19 protein-coding genes are annotated in these 20279 nt (G+C 55.8%); 11 read left to right on the forward strand and 8 right to left on the reverse strand.

Annotated elements, in window-relative coordinates:
• Positions 1-172 precede the first annotated feature (172 nt).
• From B2Q93_RS05660 to B2Q93_RS05670, 3 genes are all read right to left on the reverse strand, one after another.
• Positions 173-1069, reverse strand: coding sequence for an SDR family oxidoreductase (locus B2Q93_RS05660; RefSeq protein WP_040074018.1), 897 nt, complete (start codon positions 1067-1069; stop codon positions 173-175).
• A gap of 150 nt (positions 1070-1219) precedes the next feature.
• Positions 1220-1657, reverse strand: a complete 438-nt coding sequence (locus tag B2Q93_RS05665) for a hypothetical protein (RefSeq protein WP_046886007.1) — start codon at positions 1655-1657, stop codon at positions 1220-1222.
• Position 1658: 1 nt separating this feature from the next.
• The gene (locus B2Q93_RS05670) at positions 1659-2063 is read right to left on the reverse strand and encodes a hypothetical protein (RefSeq protein ID WP_286932168.1); all 405 of its coding nucleotides are present in this window, start codon (positions 2061-2063) and stop codon (positions 1659-1661) included.
• Between the two features lie 101 nt (positions 2064-2164).
• Here B2Q93_RS05670 and B2Q93_RS05675 point away from each other — a divergent pair, with 101 nt between their 5' ends.
• Complete coding sequence (locus B2Q93_RS05675) at positions 2165-2668, forward strand: ESA_00282 family adhesion-associated protein (protein WP_046886009.1); 504 nt, start codon at positions 2165-2167, stop codon at positions 2666-2668.
• Positions 2669-2750: 82 nt separating this feature from the next.
• On the forward strand, positions 2751-3242 hold the full coding sequence (locus B2Q93_RS05680; RefSeq protein ID WP_046886010.1) for a TIGR00645 family protein: 492 nt from the start codon (positions 2751-2753) through the stop codon (positions 3240-3242).
• Between the two features lie 47 nt (positions 3243-3289).
• On the opposite strand, the gene B2Q93_RS05685 is transcribed toward B2Q93_RS05680, so the two are convergent.
• Entirely contained in the window at positions 3290-4330 is a 1041-nt protein-coding gene (locus tag B2Q93_RS05685; protein WP_286932171.1) for an aldo/keto reductase, read from the reverse strand.
• A gap of 83 nt (positions 4331-4413) precedes the next feature.
• Between B2Q93_RS05685 and yghX the strand changes: the two genes are divergently transcribed.
• Positions 4414-5301, forward strand: coding sequence for a YghX family hydrolase (gene yghX, locus B2Q93_RS05690; RefSeq protein ID WP_286932174.1), 888 nt, complete (start codon positions 4414-4416; stop codon positions 5299-5301).
• Between the two features lie 44 nt (positions 5302-5345).
• On the opposite strand, the gene B2Q93_RS05695 is transcribed toward yghX, so the two are convergent.
• Positions 5346-7946 (reverse strand): autotransporter outer membrane beta-barrel domain-containing protein, encoded by a 2601-nt coding sequence (locus B2Q93_RS05695; RefSeq protein WP_286932176.1) that lies wholly within the window; start codon positions 7944-7946, stop codon positions 5346-5348.
• A gap of 503 nt (positions 7947-8449) precedes the next feature.
• Here B2Q93_RS05695 and B2Q93_RS05700 point away from each other — a divergent pair.
• A complete protein-coding gene (locus tag B2Q93_RS05700; protein ID WP_212476595.1) occupies positions 8450-10081 on the forward strand; it encodes a methyl-accepting chemotaxis protein in 1632 nt (543 codons plus the stop codon).
• Positions 10082-10131: 50 nt separating this feature from the next.
• Here B2Q93_RS05700 and fucR read toward each other — a convergent pair whose 3' ends face one another.
• A complete protein-coding gene (gene fucR / locus B2Q93_RS05705; RefSeq protein ID WP_040074026.1) occupies positions 10132-10848 on the reverse strand; it encodes an L-fucose operon activator in 717 nt (238 codons plus the stop codon).
• The gene (locus tag B2Q93_RS05710; protein ID WP_286791384.1) at positions 10845-11828 is read right to left on the reverse strand and encodes a sensor domain-containing diguanylate cyclase; all 984 of its coding nucleotides are present in this window, start codon (positions 11826-11828) and stop codon (positions 10845-10847) included. Before B2Q93_RS05710 ends, fucR begins: the two co-directional genes overlap by 4 nt.
• Before the next feature lie 181 nt (positions 11829-12009).
• On the opposite strand from B2Q93_RS05710, the gene B2Q93_RS05715 reads away from it, so the two are divergent.
• The gene (locus B2Q93_RS05715) at positions 12010-13062 is read left to right on the forward strand and encodes an ABC transporter substrate-binding protein (protein ID WP_286932179.1); all 1053 of its coding nucleotides are present in this window, start codon (positions 12010-12012) and stop codon (positions 13060-13062) included.
• Positions 13062-13733 carry a substrate-binding domain-containing protein gene (locus B2Q93_RS05720; RefSeq protein ID WP_286932181.1) on the forward strand — a complete coding sequence of 224 codons (672 nt, stop codon included), beginning with the start codon at positions 13062-13064 and terminating at the stop codon, positions 13731-13733. Before B2Q93_RS05715 ends, B2Q93_RS05720 begins: the two co-directional genes overlap by 1 nt.
• A 27-nt stretch (positions 13734-13760) precedes the next feature.
• Here B2Q93_RS05720 and yghU read toward each other — a convergent pair whose 3' ends face one another.
• The gene (gene yghU / locus B2Q93_RS05725) at positions 13761-14627 is read right to left on the reverse strand and encodes a glutathione-dependent disulfide-bond oxidoreductase (protein WP_286932184.1); all 867 of its coding nucleotides are present in this window, start codon (positions 14625-14627) and stop codon (positions 13761-13763) included.
• Between the two features lie 246 nt (positions 14628-14873).
• Here yghU and B2Q93_RS05730 point away from each other — a divergent pair, with 246 nt between their 5' ends.
• The 5 genes from B2Q93_RS05730 to B2Q93_RS05750 all read left to right on the forward strand — a co-directional run bounded on the left by B2Q93_RS05730 (position 14874) and on the right by B2Q93_RS05750 (position 20273).
• The gene (locus tag B2Q93_RS05730) at positions 14874-16463 is read left to right on the forward strand and encodes an ABC transporter substrate-binding protein (protein ID WP_046886017.1); all 1590 of its coding nucleotides are present in this window, start codon (positions 14874-14876) and stop codon (positions 16461-16463) included.
• A 61-nt stretch (positions 16464-16524) separates the two neighbouring features.
• On the forward strand, positions 16525-17478 hold the full coding sequence (locus B2Q93_RS05735; RefSeq protein ID WP_286932186.1) for an ABC transporter permease: 954 nt from the start codon (positions 16525-16527) through the stop codon (positions 17476-17478).
• Positions 17479-17483: 5 nt separating this feature from the next.
• Positions 17484-18329, forward strand: coding sequence for an ABC transporter permease (locus tag B2Q93_RS05740; RefSeq protein ID WP_040074033.1), 846 nt, complete (start codon positions 17484-17486; stop codon positions 18327-18329).
• Positions 18322-19299, forward strand: a complete 978-nt coding sequence (locus B2Q93_RS05745; protein ID WP_286808818.1) for an ABC transporter ATP-binding protein — start codon at positions 18322-18324, stop codon at positions 19297-19299. The genes B2Q93_RS05740 and B2Q93_RS05745 overlap by 8 nt, the downstream gene beginning before the upstream one ends.
• Positions 19296-20273, forward strand: a complete 978-nt coding sequence (locus tag B2Q93_RS05750; RefSeq protein WP_207292398.1) for an ABC transporter ATP-binding protein — start codon at positions 19296-19298, stop codon at positions 20271-20273. Before B2Q93_RS05745 ends, B2Q93_RS05750 begins: the two co-directional genes overlap by 4 nt.
• Positions 20274-20279 lie beyond the last annotated feature (6 nt).

The raw sequence follows: 20279 nt of genomic DNA on the forward strand, positions 1-20279 counted from the left end.
TAAAAAGGCAACGTCAGTTGCCTTTTTACTTATCAGCTCCCTCTCCCCGCGGGTGAGGACATCAGTCCGCACAGAAGCCAAAACAAAAAGGCAACGTCAGTTGCCTTTTTGCGTATTAACTCCCTCTCCCTGTGGGAGAGGGCCGGGGTGAGGGCATCAGCCCGCAGAGGGATTATGCCAGATGTTCCCCGCCGCATACCCCATGCACTTCTGCGGTAACATAGCTAGATTCCTGACTTGCCAGATAAACATATACCGGCGCCAGTTCTGCGGGCTGACCGGCGCGTTTCATCGGCGTTTGCTGACCAAACTGCGGGATTTTCTCCTGCGGCTGGCCGCCACAAATCTGCAGCGCTGTCCAGATTGGACCCGGTGCCACCACGTTCACGCGAATCCCTTTCTCCGCCACCTGCTTCGCCAGCCCGCGGCTGTAGTTAAGGATCGCTGCCTTGGTAGAGGCGTAATCCAACAGGTGTGGACTTGGCTGATAAGCCTGGATAGAGGAGGTAGTAATGATGCTCGCACCGGCTGGCAACAGCGGCAGCGCCTCCTGCGTGATGTAAAAGAGGGCCAGCACGTTCACCGCGTAGGTCTCTTTAAATTGTTGGGTAGTCAGGTCGGCAATGTCCTCGACCGCCGTCTGTTTCCCCGCGACCAGCGCCAGCACGTCCAGTCCGCCCAGCGCCTCATGCGCTTTATGCACCAGCGAGCGGGCAAAGCTCTCATCGCTCAAATCGCCGGGTAACAGCACCGCTTTGCGGCCAGCCTCTTCAATCAGCTGCTTAACTTGCTGCGCATCCTCTTCTTCGGCAGGCAGATAGTTAATCGCCACATCCGCCCCTTCACGCGCGTAAGCAATGGCGGCAGCACGCCCGATACCGGAGTCGCCCCCTGTCACCAGTGCCTTACGATTCTGAAGTCGGCCGCTGCCTTTATAGCTCTGCTCACCGCAATCGGGTACCGGATCCATTTTCGACTGAACGCCCGGCGCAGGCTGCTTCTGCTGCGGATACTCGCCGGTGTAGTACTGGGTGGTTGGGTCCTGAAGTTCGGTTTGATTCTTAGCCATAACTGCGCTCCTTGTTTGCGTAGAGAGAATCTAAGCTTAGGAGAATCAACTGCACTCTGAGAAATATTCAGGATAATCCTTAAGTTTTTTTACAACGGGAAGCGAAGCGGTAGACGTTAGTCGGGCGAGTGGGTGACGCAGAAAAGGTGGTCAGACAGGGTCGTTTTGCTGATGCTTTGCCAGATACTCCTCGTCGAGCGCGACGGTAGTGACGCAAGAGGTGCGATAGCCCTCATCAGCAAGTTTACGCGTAATGCGCAGGGTGGCCGTTTCGCGGGCCAGCAGATACTGATAGTTGCTCTCCAGTCGGGCCATAATTTTATCTTTCAGCGCGGGCTGGCGTTCAATTATGGCGCTGAGAGTGGCGCCGTAGATCTCTTCTTTGACCTGCAGGGGATAAATTTCCCGGCGATTATGCCACTTCAGACGAACCAGCGCGGCCGGAATCGATACCAGTTCTTTGGCGATGCGCGCCATCTCTTCATTTTTGATCATTTTAAGCGTGTCGAGATTCTGCTTTAAGATAAACTCGTCGCTATTTTTATCATCTAAAGTCAAATACACATTGTTATTATCAACTTCTTTCATTTTATTCGTCCTCAAGTTGATAAAAAAGGGGCGTTTCCTTTTCGCAGGTAATTAAATTAAGCCAAATTTCATTACCCGCTTCATTTATTTCTTCGGTCTTTTCCGCCAATATTTGACTTAGTTCCTGCGCGTCAATTTCCCCTTCAGTTTGCAGGTCGTTTAGCAGGCGGGCAAAGGTCTCGATTTTAAAAACGCGAAATAAACGGTCTTTAATATGACGGTCATGCTCTTCCAGCAACATATTGCGTGACTGACCATTGCGGGTTACGCCAATTAATATATCTGGCGCATAATCAGCGAGCGTTCTTTTCCCCTTAGTTAAATTAGCGTCAGTTTCTGCTTCCGCCTGTTTCGGCTCCACTGAAGAAATGTGAAACCTGGACGGAACCAGATTCTCAGGCAGCATTTATATGTCCTTTAAATTCAACGGGGTGAGGTTGTTCGAAGCGTGAGATTCGTTGACAATAACATGAGGCAAATTTAAAATCAAAAAAAATGGAGCCTCTCATGAACAGCATTTTTTATACTGTCATTACATTGTTATTGCTTACTGCGGTTGTTCTTGTATTGATGCGCGATTTCAATAAAAGCAGCAATGATGCAGTCGGGCAGGCCTCGCCGCCGCCACCGCCTCTGTCCAAAGAGGAGGGGGAGGACCATTTTTCGCTGTTAATGAATGCCATTACCCCGGTGTGGTATTGGCGGGTTAATCATGAATATATTGATTTTCTCCATGCCACAATTAAACGAATGAACATGGCGGAATTAAATAGTATTCCCGGCTTGTTTGACGCTCAACGCCGTTGTAGCGATCTCAACTCGGCGGTCTACAAATATTACGATAATATCAAAAAGCGCTGCCTGAACGGAGAAAAGGTCTCCCATTCCGATCTTGATGTGCTGAACCTGCGCCAGTGTTTCCGCGAATTTAGCATGGAGGCTTATCCGGCGCTGGTAGTGCTGGTGTGGCCGGAATACCAGCGCCCGATGGTTAAGCCTGAGCATGTGTAAGGTCTTTATCGTTTAGTTGTTGCATACGAATTGCCTCCTTGCGATATACTGCACGCTGGTTTTTTTTCGCGGACAGGATCCTATGGAACGCTTTTTCGAAAACGCAATGTATGCTTCCCGCTGGTTATTAGCCCCGGTCTATTTTGGCCTTTCGCTGGCGTTAATTGCCCTCGGTATTAAATTCTTTCAGGAAATCTTTCACGTCCTGCCCCATATTTTCAGCGTCGCCGAATCCGATCTGATCCTCGTTCTGTTATCGCTGGTAGACATGACCCTGGTGGGCGGTCTGCTGGTGATGGTGATGTTCTCTGGCTACGAGAACTTCGTCTCTCAGCTGGATATCTCTGCCGATAAAGAGAAGCTCAACTGGCTGGGCAAGATGGATGCGTCTTCGCTGAAGAACAAAGTGGCGGCGTCGATTGTTGCAATCTCATCGATTCATCTGCTGCGGGTGTTTATGGACGCCAAAAATATCCCGGATAACAAACTGATGTGGTATGTGATTATCCACCTGACGTTCGTGTTATCGGCGTTTGTGATGGGGTATCTGGATAAGCTGAATCGCAGCAAGTAAGCCAAACCCGGACAGCCCTGCTGTAGCGCGGGGCTGTCCGTTTACCTCTATTTATCTGACGATGCCTGCCACAAGTTCAACTCCCCATCCGCCACATGACGATCAATCCTCGCCAGCTCGTCTGCGGTAAATTGCAGGTTATCCAGCGACTTCACATTCTCTTCCAGCTGTTCTGGTCGGCTGGCGCCGATAAGCACTGATGTAACGCGCTCATCTTTTAACAGCCAGCTCAGCGCCATCTGCGCCATGGTCTGGCCGCGCTGTTCCGCCATCTCATTCAATAACCGCAGGCTGGCGAGGTTCGCTTCGGTCAGCATATTCTCCGTCAGTCCGCGCACTTTTTTGCCTTCACGCTGCATGCGCGACCCTTCAGGAATGCCATTCAGGTATTTGCCGGTCAGCAGACCCTGCGCTAGCGGGGTAAAGGCGATACAACCCGTGCCGTTGGCCCTGAGCGTATCCAGTAATCCGCTTTTATCGACCCAGCGGTTCAGCAAGTTGTAAGAGGGCTGATGAATCAGGAGCGGAATTCTCCACTCGCGCAGTAAGTCAGCCATCTTCTGCGTCCGCTCGGGCGAGTAGGACGAGATACCCACATAGAGCGCTTTTCCGCTCTGCACCGCCTGGGCCAGCGCAGAGGCGGTCTCCTCCATGGGCGTCGCCTCATCTACCCGGTGGGAGTAAAAAATATCCACGTAATCCAGACCCATCCGGCTCAGGCTCTGGTCGAGACTGGCGAGCAGATACTTGCGCGAGCCGCCTGAGCCATAGGGGCCGGGCCACATGTCATATCCCGCTTTGGTGGAGATAATCAGCTCGTCGCGGTAGGCGGCGAAATCCTGACGCAGCAGACGGCCAAAGTTCTCCTCGGCGCTGCCCGGCGGTGGGCCGTAGTTATTGGCGAGATCGAAGTGGGTGATCCCACAGTCGAAGGCTTTACGCAGCAGGGCGCGCTGAGATTCGAGGGGATGAACGTGACCGAAGCTGTGCCATAAGCCCAGCGACAGCGCGGGCAGACGCAGGCCGCTGTTACCACAGCGGCGGTACTGCATGGTTTCGTAACGTTCGGGGGAGGCGTTCCAGGGCATGATGTCTCCTTTATTATCGATAAATTTTCGAAACAGCGTTTTCATTCTATCCTTACAGAGCCCACAATTCATGGAGATATGCTATGACACGTCTCACCGCCAAAGATTTTCCGCAAGAGTTGCTCGACAGCTATGACTATTACGCCCACGGCAAAATCAGCAAACGTGAATTCCTCAACCTGGCGGCAAAGTATGCTGTTGGCGGCGTGACGGCGCTGGCGCTGTTTAACATGCTCAAGCCCAACTATGCCCTGGCGGAGCAGGTGAAGTTTACCGATCCCGATATTGTGCCGGAGTACATCACCTATCCTTCGCCCGAGGGTCACGGTGAAGTGCGGGGCTATCTGGTCAAACCGGCCAAAGCCGCCGGCAAGGTCCCGGCGGTGGTGGTGGTGCATGAGAACCGTGGCCTGAATCCCTATATCGAAGACGTTGCGCGTCGGGTCGCAAAGGCGGGGTATATCGCCCTGGCGCCTGATGGCCTGAGTTCAGTCGGCGGCTATCCGGGTAACGACGAAGAGGGGAAGGTATTACAGCAGAAGGTCGATCCCACCAAACTGATGAACGATTTCTTTGCCGCTATTGCGTTTATGCAGCAGCATCCGGAGGCCACCGGCAAGGTGGGAGTAACTGGATTTTGCTATGGTGGCGGGGTCTCTAACGCGGCGGCGGTCGCCTGGCCTGAGCTCGCCTGCGCCGTCCCGTTCTATGGTCGTCAGCCCCCGGCGGCAGATGCCGCGAAGGTCAAGGCACCGTTGCTTCTGCACTTTGCCGAACTGGATAAAAACATTAATGAAGGCTGGCCCGCCTGGGAGGCGGCGCTGAAAGCGAATAATAAGGTTTACGAGGCCTATATCTACCCCGGCGTGAATCATGGCTTCCATAACGACTCGACGCCACGTTACGACGAAGCGGCAGCGGAGCTGGCGTGGAAGCGCACGTTAGGATGGTTTGAAAAGTATCTGAGCTAAGCGCAAAGCGCCCGGTGCGCGCAAGGCCACCGGGCATAACGTTATCAGAAGCTATAGCTTAAACCGGCCTGCACGCTGGCGTCGTTATCCACATCGCCGGTGCCATAGTAAATGCCCGTATTGACCGAGAAGTTATGGGCAACAGTGGCGTTGATCCCCGCACCGAACATGCCCATCGTATTGTTATGACCCTGAGTGTTGTGATAATCCGCCGCCTGGATATCCGTATCATCGCTGAACTCTTTCTGGAAGCGGGCATCCACCCAGGGGGTGATCTGCACATTCTTATTGAGATCGGTGAGGGTGGTGGAGAGACGCAGCCCTGCGCCGCCGTTCCAGGAGGAGACCTGGCTGTCGGCGAAGGTCACCTCCTTGTCAGAGAAGCCGTTGGCTTTGGTCTGATCCCAGCCAAGAATGGCGTACGGCTGTAGCAACGTCTCCCCTGGCAGGAGCACGTTCACCCCAGCACGCGCCTGCGCCATATACAGGTTGCCGTCGGTGGAACCGTGCAGGGCTTCGGTCATGCCGCTGGTGTTGCCGGTCACGTTGTTGGCGGAGAGGGTGTAGCGCATATCGCCATAGCTGAAACTACCGTCCGCGAACAGGCCCCAGTCACGGCCATTCAATGCCTGCTGCCAGCCGCCATAGAGGCTGTAATAGTTACCGTAGACGGTATCTTTGAAGCTATCCGGGCCGCTCTGGGTATCGTCCACGCGGCTGCGGGTCCAGGCCAGGGCGATACCGCCGGTCACGCTGTCACCGTTGGCGAGCGCGTGCGTCCAGTCAACGCCGCCCTGCGCCCCCTGGGTGATGCTGGTGTAATCCACATCGTTGCTGAAGGTGCCGTTCTGATAGAGGAAATCTCCCCATACCTGCGCCCCCTCCTGCTGCGTCCCGGTCAGGGCAGCAAGATGCAGACGATCCAGGTGACTGGTGATGTCGTCGGTGACCTGGTGGCCCGCCTGTTCGGCGGCATCCAGCCCGGCGATCAGCCCCTGAACATCGCTCGCCAGAGAGCCTCGCTCGCTGTTAAAGACGATATTCCAGCTCTGGCTGTTGTCTGCGGCGAGTAACGTTTGCGGGGTGATATCCCCGTTGGCGGCGACAATGTCCAGGCTGTTATCGTAGTTATAGGCTCCACTCCGGTTCTCAACCTGCTGCTCACCATTGGTAAAACGGGCGGCTGCGTAATCTTGTGGCGCACCCTCTGTGTTTGTCGTAAAGGTGCCGATCACCAGGTTTTGCTGATTCAGCGCCGAGGGGGTGATGTTATTCACCACGACCGCGTTGTCGCTGCCGGTAATCTGGCCGAAATCGACAAAGCTATCGGTACTCATATTCACAACTGCATTACTGCCCGTGGTAGCGGAGACAAGACGTGAGCCATTTTGTAGATTCCAGCTCGTGGCATCGTTAATGGTATCGATAGTAATGCTGTTCGCGCTGGTGGTGTTGATGGTTTCGAACTGGTTAATCTGCCCCGATATAGAGCTGCCCGCATCCATGGATAGGGTATCGGTGCCGTCGCCGCCTGACACGTTGCCGCTGACGTGGGAGTTATTGACCAGCACGACGGTATCGTTGCCGGTGCCGGTGGTGATATCGCCATTGACGTTGGCGTTATTTTGCAGGGTAACCGTGGTATTGCCGCTATTCTGGCTGGTATTCACATCACCATTAATGGTGCTGTTATCCACCAGGATGGTGTCGGTGGCATTGCCGTTGAGGGTCACATTGCCATTCACCACGCTGTTATTCGTGACGGAGAGATCGACCTGACCTTTATCATTGATGATGCCCACATCCCCGGTCACGGTACTGTTATTCAGGGTTAAACTTTCGTGGGTAGTGCCATACATCGCAATCGCCACATCGCTAAAGGCATCCAGGTTGATATCGCTGAACGGTTCGGTCTTACTCAGTGTGTCCACGAGTGTTTTCATCTTCTTCGCCACCTGGCTGTTGCTGGCGTCGAGAGTGGCGTTGGTCAGCGAGACGGTGACATCCGAAGTGGCACTGCCGGTATAAATGCCGGCGTTGTCCATGGTGCTATTATTGATAGCAATATTTTGCGTGCCCGCCCCCGCGCTGATAATACTGCCGTGCAGGACACTGCCATTGCTGACATTTACGTTGTGGGCCCCCTCATCAAGAGGGTCAACATAGATGGCGGCGCCCATCATATAGCTTTTATTTTTCCCGCCGTATTCGATCGCGCTGTTTTCACCGTTCAGGGTGGCATGATCGATATTGACCGTAGTATTGGTAGTATCCTTAGCCGATCCGACTTCGACCATATCCACCTTAGCGTTATTGGTGACATTAATATCGGCGGTACCGCCGGTACTGCCCTGAATATAATAGCCTGTCATATCCGTGCCAGAGACGGTTAAGGTTTGGCTATCGGTTGGCGAGCGGTGACCATCCATATAGATATCGGTTGCGGTTTTATCGGCCATAACGGCGTTAGTCGCGCCCTTATCCTGATAATAATTGCCGTCATCGTAATGGGAGAGGCCGCAGGTTTGGGTCGTATCACCATTTTGACAAGGGATGGCGGTGCCCGCCTGGGCCTGCGCGGCGAAAGATGTTAAAGCCAGTAATACACATTGTGACAATACTGTCCGTTTTACGGAATGACGCATTTCAAATCCTCTTTGAGTCCAGAAAAAAGTGGACTCTTTTTAATTTAAAATTGCGTAATTCAGAAACGTCTGACGGGTAAAGGATGTAATGAAATTTAAAAATTGACCGTGTTAAAAATATGGCAATTAACCTAATTAAACCTGATTGATCAATATAAATATATTCTTAAGGTGAATGTGATGGATTTATTAACGTACAAAAAGCGGGGCTTTTAGGCTGAAGGCGGGCGATTCATTGGCAACGCTTCTCAACGCCCTAATCCTTTCGGATTATGCGGGTAATGAATGGCGAGGATGACTTACATTTGTTAATTCTATGAAATGTAAAAACACGTTATTTCCAGGGATATTTCCCCAGCATGATTATCGTTTCTCCGCTAATTAAAGGTGAATGAAAAGTTTTATAAAATTACTCGCGAAAAGGTATAACTTCCCTTTTTTCTGCCGATAACGGGATCAGGAGTCGCTTTCGGGCGATATCTTCCTCACGGTAAGGAAAAAAAATGCAAATGCTTCGTAATTTCACGATCCGTTTCGTTCTGCTGACGATTCTTGGGATCTTTTGTTTAATGTGGGCAGGCGTCGGGCTGTATAGCACCTGGTCCCTTTCTAAAATGTCGGACGGTAATGAAATCGACCGCCAGCTGGTCAAACAGATGACGGTCCTGAGCCAGGGCAACGATCAGTATTTTCGTTTCGTGACCCGCCTGACCCGCGCTATGGATGTTAAAGCGGCAGGAGGCTCGCCAGATCTCGCGCCTGTACAGCAGGCGCTGGATAACATGAGCAAAAAACTGGCGGAGATGAAAGCCATGTCTCCGGGGCCGATGGATGCGCAGGTCTCAGCCCAGGTCATTGCCAGCTGGCAGGCGTTACTGGAAAACGGCGTCATCCCTCAGATGCAGTTCGCACAGCAGGGCAACGTGGACGGTTACCGTCAGCAGGCCAATAACGTCACGCCGCCGCTCAGTCGTGCGTTTGGCGCCAGCGCTGAAAACTTCAATAAAGCCGCCGATCGCCTGCTGGATACGACCCGCGTGATGGTAGACAACTTCACCAGCATCACCCGCACGGTGATTATCGTGGCGACCATCATTGGCCTGTTGATCCTGCTGTTTACCGATCGCTATCTGGTCGCCATGCTGGTGAAACCGCTGGATCGTATTCGCGAACATTTCCGCCAGATTGCGCAGGGCGACCTCAGCCAGCCTATCACCCCGTTTGGCCGTAACTGCGTCGGCCAACTGGTGCCGCTGCTGAGCGCCATGCAGGATAGCCTGCGCGAAGCGGTCAGCACTATCCGCTCGGGCAGCGATAACATCTGGCGCGGGGCGACGGAGATCTCCAGCGGCAATAACGACCTCTCTTCACGCACCGAAGAGCAGGCGGCCGCGCTGGAAGAGACCGCCGCCAGCATGGAGCAGCTCACGGCCACGGTGAAATTGAACGCAGATAATGCCCGTCAGGCCAGCCAGCTTGCGGATGTGGCCTCGACTACCGCCAGCCGGGGCGGTGCGCTGGTTGAAGATGTGATCAGCACCATGACCGGCATCTCGGACAGCTCGAAGAAAATCGCTGAGATCACCAATGTGATCAACAGTATCGCCTTCCAGACCAACATTCTGGCGCTGAACGCTGCGGTGGAAGCGGCGCGTGCGGGCGAGCAGGGACGTGGTTTTGCAGTGGTGGCGGGCGAGGTACGTAATCTGGCCAGCCGTAGCGCCAATGCGGCGAAAGAGATCGAAGGGCTGATCGCTGATTCTGTCTCCCGGGTGGAGCAGGGTTCGCAGCTGGTTAACGACACGGGCACCACCATGGAAGCGGTGCTGCGGGCGGTAACCGAAGTGACCACCATCATGAAGCAGATTGCCGCCGCCTCGGAAGAGCAGAGCAAGGGCATTTCGCAGGTGGGCGTCGCCATCACCCAGATGGATGGCGTGACCCAGCAGAATGCGTCGCTGGTGGAGCAAGTTTCCGCCGCCGCCTCTGCGCTTGAGCGCCAGACCGAAGAGCTACAGCGGTCGGTGCAGAAGTTCCGCCTCTCAGCTCAGGAGCCCGTCGCCGCGCCGCCGAGCGCCCCGGTTCGCCTGAAACCCGCCGCGGCGTCAGCCGCAGACGACTGGACCAATTTCTAAGGATCTGAAAATGGCCGCCTCGCGCGGCCAGCGTTCGGCCTGACGCGGCGCTATCGCCTGACGAGTTCCGCGTCGGAGATAAGCTGGGTGACCTGTGAAAGGTGGCCAATTTTCACTTCGCTGGAACGTCGGAACTTACTCTTGTCGATCAGCAGCAAGGACTGGCTGGCGCGGCTGAGTAGCTGGGTTTTAAAACGGGCGTTATCGGGCGAGGGATCCCACATAATGCCCTGCTCATCCACCCCCTCGCAGGAAAAGATAAACAGATCGATCTCCAGCGATTTCAACTGGGTGACCAGCATGGGGTTCACATAGCAGCGGTATTTACGCTCAAGCGTACCGCCGGAGCAAATTAGCGTAACGCGTTCGCGTCTGGCCATCTCCTGGCAAATCGGCAGGCTGTTGGTAAACACCGTCAGGGCGATATCGGGGAGCTGTTTTGCCAGATGAAAGCAGGTCGAACTGGCATCCAGCGCCAGTGTCATCCCTTCGCTCACCCAGTCCAGCGCGAGGCGAGCAATATCGGCTTTGTCGGCGTAATGGCTTTTCAGCCGCGCGCCAAAGGGCTCACCGCCGTCTTGCCTGTCCGGGTGGATCGCCCGCGCCCGCCCGTGATGGCGCACAATCTTCCCCTGCTCCTGCAGCGCTTTCAGATCCCGGCGTATCGTCTCTTTACTCACCGCCAGCGCGTCGGCCAGCGCGTCCGTCGTCAGCCAGTCGCACGTCGCCAGCCGCTGAATAATGGCCTGCTGACGGCTGTTTTTCATGTTCCGGTTTCCAGACGGGGGAGAGAGAGGGGTGTCTGCCCGAGGGCGACACCGTTTTTACCGGTATGTTTGATCTGATACATCGACCGATCGGCGCGCTTGAGGGCATTCACAAAGTCATCCTCCTCCTGCACTTCATCAATGCCTACCGAGGCGCCCACCCGCGCCTGGCCATTGTCCAGCTCAAAGGGGGTGAGGGCGGCGTGCAGACACTGCTGAGCAATGCGCGTCACCTGCAGGCTGGAGAGTGCAAGGGGAAGTAAAAGCACAAATTCGTCGCCACCGAGACGCCCGACGATGCTGTCTGGTGGGCAGCTTTCCCGTAAACGCTGGCTAAGCTGGATCAGCAGTTCGTCACCGCTGCGGTGTCCGAAGGCGTCGTTAACGGCTTTGAAATCATCAAGATCAATAAAGGCCACGCACAGCGGACCGCGGGCTTTAAGCTGTGCAAAGTGTTGCAGCAGGGCATGACGGTTAGCCAGCCCGGTGAGCGGGTCGTGGTTTGCCAGCTGCGCCAGCTGCTCTTCGTACTGCTTCTCTTTGGTCATATCAATATGGGTGCCGGTCACCTTCAGCGGCGCGCCGTTTTCATCCCATTCGGTCACGCGGCCCCGATCAAGCACCCAGGTGATGGTACCGTTTCTGTGCTGCATACGGTGCAGCGCTTCATAGAAGGGGGTCTTACCGTTCAGATGATCGTAAAACGCGTCCAGCACGTCTTGCTTGTCATCGGGATGGAGGTGTTCCCGCCAGACCTCAAACTGGGCGCTAAGCGCTTTCGGCTGATAGCCCAGCATCGACCCCCATCGGCGGTTATAGATAATCAGCTTGCCGCTGGGAATATCCAGCTGCCAGAGACAGAGACCCGTCCCATCCAGCGCAGCGCTCAGCTTACTGCGGGCGTCACGTGCTAGCCTGACGAGCCGGGCATTGTGCTTTTTGAGATTCTGAATCTGTTGTCTTAACGCCTGCTCTGACATGAAAAGGCTCATCGGTAAATAAGAATGATTCTTGCGCGATTCCCGGATGGTTGTAAACATGCCGTTGAAAAAAGAGAGGGATTTGCGTTAAGGCACGCCTGCCCGCTCTACCTCTAAAGGGGCCGGGACACGCGGCGCGCAATCGTTATATAATAAATTATATAACGAATATGAGGCTACGATGAAACAGCGCTTTTGGCAGGTATTACCTTTTCTTTTTCTGACCATTTCTCCGTTCTCTTCTCAGGCGTCGCGCCAGATTACTGACCAGATTGGTCGTCAGGTGACGATCCCGGATGAGGTGAATCGCGTGGTGGTACTGCAGCACCAGACGCTGAACTTGCTGGTGCAAATGAACGCCAGCGATAAAATCGTTGGGGTGATGGCGAACTGGAAGCAACAACTCGGCGATGGCTATGCCCGCCTTGCGCCCGAGCTGAACCAGAAACCCATGCTCGGCGATCTCACCCATGTGGATCCGGAAAAGCTGGTTGCGCTGAAACCGCAGGTGGTGTTTGTCACAAACTATGCGCCGCGGGAGATGATCGACAAGATCGCCAGCCTGGGGATCCCGGTGGTGGCGATTTCGCTACGCCACGATGCTCCCGGTGAACAAGACAAACTAAACCCCACCCAGGCCGATGAAGAGAAAGCTTATGATTTGGGGCTGCGGGAAGGGATCACCCTGATTGGCGAGATCGTGAATAAGCCGGCAGAAGCGAAGGCGCTGATTGCGGCAACGGACGCGGGGCGCAAAAAGGTGCGCGATCGCCTGCAGGCGATCCCGGCCGCAGGGCGCGTGCGTGCCTATATGGCGAACCCGGCGTTAACCACCTACGGCTCCGGAAAATATACCGGTTTAATGATGGCGCATGCGGGGGCGCTGAATGTGGCCGCCGCCACCATCAAGGGCTTTAAAACCGTGGCGATGGAACAGGTTATCGCCTGGAACCCGCAGGTAATTTTCGTGCAGGATCGCTACCCCTCCGTGGTCAATGAGATTAAAACTTCTGCGCAATGGCAAACCATTGATGCGGTGAAAAATCAGCGTGTCTACCTGATGCCCGATTATGCGAAAGCCTGGGGTTACCCGATGCCGGAAGCGATGGGGCTGGGCGAGTTATGGATGGCCAAAAAACTCTATCCCGGGAAGTTTAAAGACGTGGATATGCGCAAAGAGGCTAACGCCTGGTATCACCGTTTTTACCGCACTGACTACCAGGGCATCGATTAATGCGCGTTCTGGCGGCAGGCAGTTTGCGCGGGGTCTGGCCATCGTTACTGCGCCACTTCCCGGAGCCGGTAGAGACCGCGTTTGGCCCGGCGGGGCTGCTGCGGGCGCGTATTGCGGCGGGTGAAGCGTGCGACCTTTTCGCCTCGGCAAACCTTGCCCATCCCCGGGCGCTTAATCCGCTCGCCGTCATCCCCTTCGCCCGCAATTCACTCTGCCTGACCGTGCGCAGTGATGTGCTGCAGCAGGGGGATAACTGGCTATCGCTGCTGACCCGCGCCGATTTGCGCCTCGCCACCTCGACGGCGGGGGAAGATCCTTGCGGAGATTATGCGCAGACGTTATTTGATCGCATGGGCGATAGCGGCGAGGGGGTAAGAGCCCGGGCGAGGGGGCTGGTCGGTGGGCGACACTCTGCGCCGATTCCTGCGGGCAAGCTGGCGGCGGAGTGGATTATCCACAGCGGCCAGGCTGAGCTGTTTATCGGCTACGCCAGCTATGCCTCCAGGCTGCGCACGATCCCCGGCTTAACCGTGATTCCTCTCCCGGCGCCTTACAACCCCTGCGCGGAGTATGGCTGTGCGGTGATAACCCCTGCAGGGCAGCGGCTGGGCATGTTTTTACAGTCAGAGGTTGCGAAGGGGATCTTACGCGAAGCGGGATTTGAGGCATAGCCGGGCGGCGAACCACCCGGCCTGCGCTTATGCCTGGCGCTTATCTTCTGTGTTGGTGTCAAAATCGCTGGCGGCGTGGCGTTCATGCAGCTGTTCGTTCAGCTCGCCGTAGGTACGGTTCACAATACGGCCCCGTTTGACGGCTGGGCGATTCGCAACCTCTTTCGCCCAGTGCTGCACGTTTGTGTACTTCTCTGCATCCAGGAACTCGGCGGCGTTGTAAACGCTGCCCAGCGCCACGCAGCCAAACCATGGCCAGACGGCGATATCGGCAATCGTATACTCATCGCCTGCCACGTAGCGGCCGCGCGCCAGCTGTTTATCCAGCACGTCGAACAGACGTTTCGCTTCCATGGTAAAGCGATCGATCGCGTATTCGATCTTCACGGGGGCGTAGTTATAGAAATGGCCGAAACCGCCGCCGAGGAAGGGGGCAGCCCCCTGCAGCCAGAAAAGCCAGTTCAGCGTTTCGGTACGGCCTGCCGGGTCTTTCGGCAGAAAATGACCATACTTCTCGGCCAGATAGAGCAGGATATTGCCAGATTCAAACACCCGGGTCGGCGGGGTGGTGGAGTGGTCGCGCAGCGCCGGGATCTTAGAGTTAGGATTCACCTCAACAAACCCGCTAGAGAACTGATCGCCCTCACCAATGCGAATCAGCCAGGCATCGTACTCGGCGTCGGTTACGCCCAGAGCCAGCAGCTCTTCGAGCAGAATGGTCACCTTCTGTCCGTTCGGCGTACCCAGCGAATAGAGCTGCAACGGATGCGCGCCGACGGGCAGCGCTTTTTCATGCGTTGCGCCGGAAATAGGGCGGTTGATATTGGCAAACGCGCCGCCGGTGTTCTGCTTCCACTCCCACACTTTCGGTGGCTGATAGTTGTTGTCTGACATGTTGACCTGCCTTTTGCATGATGTGTTGAGGCAGTTTAGCAGGAGATTCGTGAACCCTTTAACGTTGCGAGCGCATAAGGTTATGCGCTATTCCACATTGCGCTTATATATATCAAATTCGGTATAAGCTTAATCGAAAATCGCATTTTCATTGTTAATGCGAAAGGGCGTAAAGCTGCCTATGATGCTTGCACATATATAAAAACGTGCAGTAATAAACACTTTATCAGGCAAGGAGTTAGTGAGATGCGTAAGCTTCTGTTTTCGGCAGTTGTGGTTTCGCTCGCGTTAGGTCTGGCGGGTTGTGATGAGGCAAAAAATAAAGAGGCGGCCAACGCGCCTGCCGCCAACAATGACGCGCCTAAAGCGGGCGGTTCGTTAATTATCGGCATCACCTCCGGCGACCCACTGGCCGTGAATCCGCTCTATGCCAGCGACCGTACTACGTTAACTATCATGCAGGCGCTGTATGCACCGCTATATAGCTTCAACGAGGGGAAAATCGAATGGGGGCTGGCCGAAAGCCTGACGCCCGCCGCCGATAACCTGAGCTATACCCTGACCTTAAAACCCAATCTGAAGTGGCAGGATGGCCAGCCGCTGACCGCCGACGACGTGGTCTTCACCTTCAATAAACTGCTTGATCCCAGCCAGCACAGCTTCTTCCGCAGCATGTTTACTTACGGCGGCAAACCCGTGGTGGTGAGCAAGGTTGACGATCGCACCGTTAAGTTCACCCTACCGCAGGTGAGTGCGGCATTTACCGGCACGCTGGTACAAATTTATCCCATCCCGCAGCACGTATTCGCCGGTGAAAGCGATTTTGAAAAGAGCGCCAAAAACGATACGCCGGTCGGTTCCGGGCCGTTCAAATTTAAAGAGTATCGCGCCGGGCAGTACTATGCCCTGACGCGTTTCGACGATTACTGGAACGGCAAAGCGAAGCTCGATTCCGTCACCTACCGTTTTGCCAAAGACAGCAACTCTGCCAACCTTGCGCTGCAAAATGGCGAGATCAACATGAAGATGGTGGATCCGCAGGATGTGTCACGCCTGAAAAACACCGGCAAATTCGACTTTGTGGTCTATCCGGAAGGGCGTCTGGCCTATATGACGTTCAACCAGAACGTACCGGTCATGAAGAGCAAAGCGCTGCGGCAGGCTATCGCCTACGCCATCAACAAAGACGAGCTGACCCAGACCGCCTTCACCTCGCTGGATTATGCGAAACCCGCCGCCTCGTTCCTGACGCCGGATACCCTCTACCAGACCGCCGACGTAGAGCAGTACAAGTTCGATCAGCAAAAAGCCAAAGCGTTGCTGAAGGACTCAGGCGCGCCAGAAAACCTGAAGCTGCGTCTGGCCTACGTGAATACCAATAAAACCCAGGAGAGCCAGGCGCTGTACATCCAGCAGGCCCTGAAGGGAATTGGGGTGATCGTTGAGCTGATGCCGCTGGATTCCAACGCCATGTCGCAGCGCAGTCTGGACATGAACAACACCGCGTGGGATCTGAATCTGGGTGGCTACATCATGGGCGCAGAGCCGGACGGCTACAAATCCCTGTTTATGAGTAACGAGGCCTACAACTACGCGCACTATAAAAACCCGCAGTTCGATGCTCTGTGGGATAAAGGTGCTGTGGAAACCGATGCCAAAAAACGTGCGGAGATCTACAAGCAAATCCAGCAGACCGTGGCGAGCGACATGACCTATTACCCGATCGCCTATACCAATGCGATCGTTGCCGTGGATAAACGCTTCGGCGGCACAAAAGAGGCGGAGCCGAAGCCGGTTTATCTGTTCCAGGACTTATCAAAAATCTATCAGAAATAAGCGGTTGCCCCGGCCATTTCGCCGGGGCATTACGTCAAGGTAAGTCGTTTAAGGGCATGTCGTGAACACATTACTCACGCGTCGGTTGCTGCAACTGCTGCCGATGCTGTTCTTTATTTCGCTGGTGGCGTTTTTGCTGGTCAAACTCGCTCCTGGCGACCCGGTTGCCGCCTATATCACGCCGCGGATGGCGCCGGAAGATATCGAGCGCATCCGTCAAAGCCTGGGGCTGGATAAGCCGCTGGTCACCCAGTACCTGCTGTGGCTGAAAAACGTCGCGCAGGGCGACCTGGGTTACTCGCTTATCTATCACCGCCCGGTGCTGGAGATGATCGCCGAGCGCATTCCGGCCACCCTGGGATTGATGGGGGCGTCGCTGCTGCTGGCCATCGTGCTGGCCATTCCTCTCGGGCTGCTTGCCGGGGCGTTTAAACATCGCTGGCTGGATCATCTGCTGAATCTGTTTGCCTATATTGGCATCTCGGTGCCGATCTTCTGGTTCGGCATACTACTGATCACCGTGTTTGCCGTACAACTCAACTGGTTTCCCAGCATGGGGATGCGCACTATCGGTATGGAAGATAACTGGCTGGATGTGGTTCGCCACGGTGTGCTGCCGTGCATTGCGCTCACCTTTTACAACCTCTCAAGCTATATGCGCTACATTCGCTCCAATACCATCACGCAGCTCTCTGCCGACTACGTGCAGACCCAGCTCGCGTACGGCGCGACCCGTTCCGGCATTCTGTTCCGCCATGTGCTCAAAAACGTGCTGCTGCCGGTGATTACCCTGTTCGGCCTGTCGTTTGGGGAGCTGGTGGTCGGGGCCTACGTGACGGAAAGCGTCTTCTCCTGGCCGGGCATGGGGTTGTTGGGGATCCAGTCGATCACCTCGCTGGATTACCCGTTGATCATGGCGATCATCATGCTCTCTTCCATGATGTTGATCGTAGGCAACCTGATCGCCGATCTGCTGTATCGCTTCGCCGATCCCCGCATTCGTACTCTGAGGTAACCCGGATGAGCAGACGCTGGCAGCAAGTTCGTCACCAGCTGCGCCGCAACCGTCCGGCGCAGTTCTCGTTATTTGTCCTTTTTATCTTTGTTGTCGCCGCGCTCTGTGCGGGGCTGAGCCCGTTCGACCCGGATCAGATGGCGCTGAACGCCCGTACCCTGCCGCCGGACAGTACCCACTGGTTTGGTACCGATGAGTACGGGCGCGACTACTTTACCCGCGCCCTCTACGGCGGGCAGATCTCGCTGATGGTCGGTTTTCTGGCGATGGTTTTCTCCACGCTGATTGGCACCCTTGTCGGCACGATCAGCGGCTATTTTGGCGGCTGGCTCGATAACCTGATGATGCGCATCGTCGACATTCTGATGGCGATCCCGGCCTTCTTCCTGCTGCTGGTGGTGAACGCTTACCTCAAGCCAGGCGTGGATAACATCATTTTTATCATTAGCCTGCTGACGTGGATGAACATGTCCCGGCTGGTACGTGCCGAAACGCTTTCGGTTAAAGAGCGCGAATATGTGCTTTATGCCCGTGCTTCCGGCGAACAGCCGCTACGGATCATCGTGCGCCATATCATTCCCGGCGTGCTGCCGACCATTATCGTGGCCGCCACGCTCAATATCGCTTCGGCGATCCTGATGGAGTCGACGCTGAGCTTCCTTGGGCTTGGCGTACAGGCACCGGCCGCCTCCTGGGGAAGTATGCTCAACAACGCCCAGTCGTACATTGGCGAAGCGTCGTGGCTGGCGATGTTCCCCGGCATTCTGATCCTGCTGACGGTGTTCAGCTTTAACGTATTAGGCGACGTATTTCGTACCGCCTTTGAGCCGGGAGCGAACCGCGATGAGTAACTTACTCGAACTTGATAATCTGCAAACCACCTTCCATACCCGACAGGGAGATGTCCATGCAGTTCGCGGCGTGAGCTTTCAGGTGCAGCCGGGGGAACTTATCGGCATTGTTGGCGAATCCGGCTGCGGCAAGAGCGTGACCTGTAAATCCATTATCCAGCTTCTGGGAAGTAACGGCCGCATCACCGGTGGCAGTATTCGGTTTCAGAATGCCGATCTGGCGCAAAAAACGCCGCAGCAGATGCGCGCCATTCGCGGCAATGAGATCGCCATGATTTTCCAGGATCCGATGACTGCCCTTAACCCGGTGCTCACCATCGGCAAGCAGATGTCTGAGATCCTGATGCGTAATAAAGGGCTGGCCAAAAAAGCGGCCAAAGCGGCGGCGCTGTCGATGCTGGAGCAGGTCGGCATTGCCGAGGCGGAACGGCGCTACAATCAGTATCCTCATGAGTTCAGCGGCGGCATGCGCCAGCGGGTGATGATAGCCATTGCGCTCTCCTGTAACCCAAAGCTGCTGATTGCCGACGAACCGACCACCGCTCTGGACGTGACGATTCAGGCGCAGATATTGCGTCTGCTGAAAAGCCTGCAACAACAAACCCAGACCGCCATCCTGCTCATTACCCACGATCTGGGCGTGGTGGCGCAAGTGTGTAGCCGCGTCGTGGTGATGTATGGCGGGCTGGTGATGGAGGAGGGGAGCGTTGAGGATATTTTTTACCGTCCGGCGCACCCCTATACCCAGGGGCTGTTGGCCTCATTGCCCCGTCCGGGGGAGGTGAATCAGCGATTATCGCCAATCGAAGGCACGCCACCTGGCTTGCTCAATCCGCCTCCCGGCTGCCCCTTTGCTGAGCGCTGTCCGAAGCGGATGCCGCAGTGTGATCGGCAGCCGGCGTTTTACCGGATGGACGAAGGCCACCGCGCCGCGTGCTGGCTATGGGCCGATAAGGAGGTTCAGGCATGAGCGAACAACGTACTCCGTTAGTCAGCGTGCGTGAGCTACGCAAACACTATCCTCTAAACGGCGGGCTACTGCGAAAGGGGGCGGCGGTGAAAGCGGTGGATGGCGTCAGTTTTGACATCATGCCCGGTGAAACCTTTGGCCTGGTGGGGGAGTCAGGCTGCGGCAAATCGACCCTCGGACGCGCCATTTTACGCCTGTTTGCTATCACTTCCGGCGAGATCCACTTTGCCGGGCAGAACATTGCCCAGGCCAGCGAGAAACAGCTGAAACCGCTGCGCAGAAGGATGCAGGCGATTTTTCAGGATCCCTACTCCTCGCTCAACCCCGGCATGACCGTGCAGCAGTTGGTTGCCGAGCCGATGCAGATCCACGGCTACAGTCGGGAGGAGCAGCGTGAACGTACCGAAACGCTGCTCTATAAAGTGGGGCTCAAACAGGAACATCTGCAACGTTTCCCCTATGAGTTCAGCGGTGGCCAGCGTCAGCGCATCAGCATTGCCCGCGCCTTGTCCGTGCGCCCGGAGTTTGTACTGTGCGATGAGCCGCTGTCGGCGCTGGATGTCTCGGTGCAGGCGCAGGTGGTGAATATCCTGCAGGATTTACAGCAGGAGCTGGGGCTCACCTATCTGTTTATCGCCCACGATCTGTCGATGGTGCGCCACATCTCCAGCCGCATTGGGGTGATGTATCTCGGCAAGCTGGTGGAGGTCGCACCCGCGAATGCGCTCTATCAACATCCGGCCCATCCCTACACGCGTGCTTTGCTGGCGGCGGTGCCTCAGCCCGATCCGCGCATCCGCAATCTTGATAACGCCACGTTGCGGGGCGAGATCCCAGGGCCGACCTCGGCGCTGCCAGGCTGTCGTTTTTGCAGCCGTTGCCCCCATGCGATGCCGGTGTGTCAGGCGCAGGAACCGGCGATGCAGGAGATCGCGCCGGGGCACTTTACCGCCTGTTGGTTATTTAAAACGTAACAGGAG

Source organism: Leclercia sp. UBA5958, from assembly GCF_002430365.1.
GTDB classification, from domain to species: Bacteria; Pseudomonadota; Gammaproteobacteria; order Enterobacterales; family Enterobacteriaceae; genus Enterobacter; species Enterobacter pneumoniae.

Excerpts from the sequence above, each read along its gene's own strand:
- B2Q93_RS05665 (WP_046886007.1), bottom strand. The coding sequence starts at position 1,657 with ATGAAAGAAGTTGATAATAACAATGTGTATTTGACTTTAGATGATAAA.
- B2Q93_RS05695 (WP_286932176.1), bottom strand. The coding sequence starts at position 7,946 with ATGCGTCATTCCGTAAAACGGACAGTATTGTCACAATGTGTATTACTG.
- B2Q93_RS05670 (WP_286932168.1), bottom strand. The coding sequence starts at position 2,063 with ATGCTGCCTGAGAATCTGGTTCCGTCCAGGTTTCACATTTCTTCAGTG.
- yghU (WP_286932184.1), bottom strand. The coding sequence starts at position 14,627 with ATGTCAGACAACAACTATCAGCCACCGAAAGTGTGGGAGTGGAAGCAG.
- B2Q93_RS05675 (WP_046886009.1), top strand. The coding sequence starts at position 2,165 with ATGAACAGCATTTTTTATACTGTCATTACATTGTTATTGCTTACTGCG.
- yghX (WP_286932174.1), top strand. The coding sequence starts at position 4,414 with ATGACACGTCTCACCGCCAAAGATTTTCCGCAAGAGTTGCTCGACAGC.
- B2Q93_RS05685 (WP_286932171.1), bottom strand. The coding sequence starts at position 4,330 with ATGCCCTGGAACGCCTCCCCCGAACGTTACGAAACCATGCAGTACCGC.
- B2Q93_RS05730 (WP_046886017.1), top strand. The coding sequence starts at position 14,874 with ATGCGTAAGCTTCTGTTTTCGGCAGTTGTGGTTTCGCTCGCGTTAGGT.
- B2Q93_RS05700 (WP_212476595.1), top strand. The coding sequence starts at position 8,450 with ATGCAAATGCTTCGTAATTTCACGATCCGTTTCGTTCTGCTGACGATT.
- B2Q93_RS05750 (WP_207292398.1), top strand. The coding sequence starts at position 19,296 with ATGAGCGAACAACGTACTCCGTTAGTCAGCGTGCGTGAGCTACGCAAA.
- B2Q93_RS05740 (WP_040074033.1), top strand. The coding sequence starts at position 17,484 with ATGAGCAGACGCTGGCAGCAAGTTCGTCACCAGCTGCGCCGCAACCGT.
- fucR (WP_040074026.1), bottom strand. The coding sequence starts at position 10,848 with ATGAAAAACAGCCGTCAGCAGGCCATTATTCAGCGGCTGGCGACGTGC.
- B2Q93_RS05715 (WP_286932179.1), top strand. The coding sequence starts at position 12,010 with ATGAAACAGCGCTTTTGGCAGGTATTACCTTTTCTTTTTCTGACCATT.
- B2Q93_RS05660 (WP_040074018.1), bottom strand. The coding sequence starts at position 1,069 with ATGGCTAAGAATCAAACCGAACTTCAGGACCCAACCACCCAGTACTAC.
- B2Q93_RS05710 (WP_286791384.1), bottom strand. The coding sequence starts at position 11,828 with ATGTCAGAGCAGGCGTTAAGACAACAGATTCAGAATCTCAAAAAGCAC.
- B2Q93_RS05680 (WP_046886010.1), top strand. The coding sequence starts at position 2,751 with ATGGAACGCTTTTTCGAAAACGCAATGTATGCTTCCCGCTGGTTATTA.
- B2Q93_RS05745 (WP_286808818.1), top strand. The coding sequence starts at position 18,322 with ATGAGTAACTTACTCGAACTTGATAATCTGCAAACCACCTTCCATACC.
- B2Q93_RS05720 (WP_286932181.1), top strand. The coding sequence starts at position 13,062 with ATGCGCGTTCTGGCGGCAGGCAGTTTGCGCGGGGTCTGGCCATCGTTA.